We start from the raw sequence: 1144 nt of genomic DNA on the forward strand, positions 1-1144 counted from the left end.
ACTTAGTAACGGAGAAGAAGGTCGTTGGAGATGGAGTAAGAAAACATTTGAAGAGAAAAAAGATAGACTAATAGGTAGATTAGTAAATAAAGAGAGGTGGGATATTTTTGAAAAAGATTATTTGAATGAAGAAAAAACAATAAAACCAAAATCCGTATGGATTGATAAAGAAGTAAATTATGAAAATGCTAAAAAAGAATTAAAAGATATTTTTAATGGGATATGCCCATTTGATTACCCTAAAACAACTTATCTTATGAAAAGGATAATAAGATTCTCATGCTCCAAAAATGGGATTGTTTTAGATTTCTTCGCAGGATCAGGAACGACAGGCCATGCTGTTTTGGAGTTAAACAAAGAAGATGGTGGTAATAGGAAGTTTATTTTATGTACGAATAATGAAAACAACATTTGTACTGATGTTTGTTATCCGAGAATTGAGAAGGTGATTAAAGGATATAAAAATCTCAAAAGTGAGAAAGTTGAAGGCTTGAAAGGAAATTTAAAATATTTCAAAACTGATTTCGTTGATGCAGAGCCGACAGATAAAAATAAGAAAAAGCTTGTTGATGAATCTACTGAAATGCTTTGTTTAAAGGAAGATTGTTTTGATTTTGTTTTGGAAGGAAAGAATTTTAAGATTTTCAAGAATAATGATAAATATTTAGGAATTATTTATGACGATGATGGAATTGAGCAGTTTAAGAAAGAAGCCAAAAAGTTAAAGAAAAAGTTTGTTGTTTATGTTTTCTCTTTAGATGATAGTGCAAGAGAAGATGAGTTTGAGGATTTAGATAATGTTGAGTTAAAACCAATCCCAGCAGTTATACTTAATGTTTATAAAAGAATTTTTAGAGGTATTTAATATGATTCAGCTAAAAGATTACCAAAAAAAAGCAATTGAAGGCCTAAAACAAAAGGTGAAGAGAGTTTTGAATAGTCCGGAGCAAGGAATTGTTATTTTTCAAGCACCAACAGGTTCAGGTAAAACCTTAATGGTTTCTGAGATGTTAAAGCAATTAGTTAAAGAAAATCCTAAGTTGGAGGGGTTGAACAGAGAACAGAAAATTATGTTTAACTTAATGCAGCAGGAGTATAAAAACAGACAAAATAGAGGTTCTGTTAAGGGAGCAGGGAATATAAA

2 protein-coding genes are annotated in these 1144 nt (G+C 30.2%); both read left to right on the forward strand.

Annotation, left to right across the window (positions count from 1 at the left end; genetic code table 11):
* Positions 1 to 865 (forward strand): DNA methyltransferase (locus tag PKV21_08845; protein HOM27592.1); only part of this gene is annotated, 865 nt, incomplete at its 5' end.
* On the forward strand, positions 834 to 1144 hold a 311-nt coding region (locus PKV21_08850; GenBank protein HOM27593.1), incomplete at its 3' end, for an ATPase, T2SS/T4P/T4SS family. The genes PKV21_08845 and PKV21_08850, both read left to right, overlap by 32 nt.

The sequence above is a fragment of the bacterium genome, assembly GCA_035371905.1.
Taxonomy (GTDB): domain Bacteria; phylum Ratteibacteria; class UBA8468; order B48-G9; family JAFGKM01; genus JAMWDI01.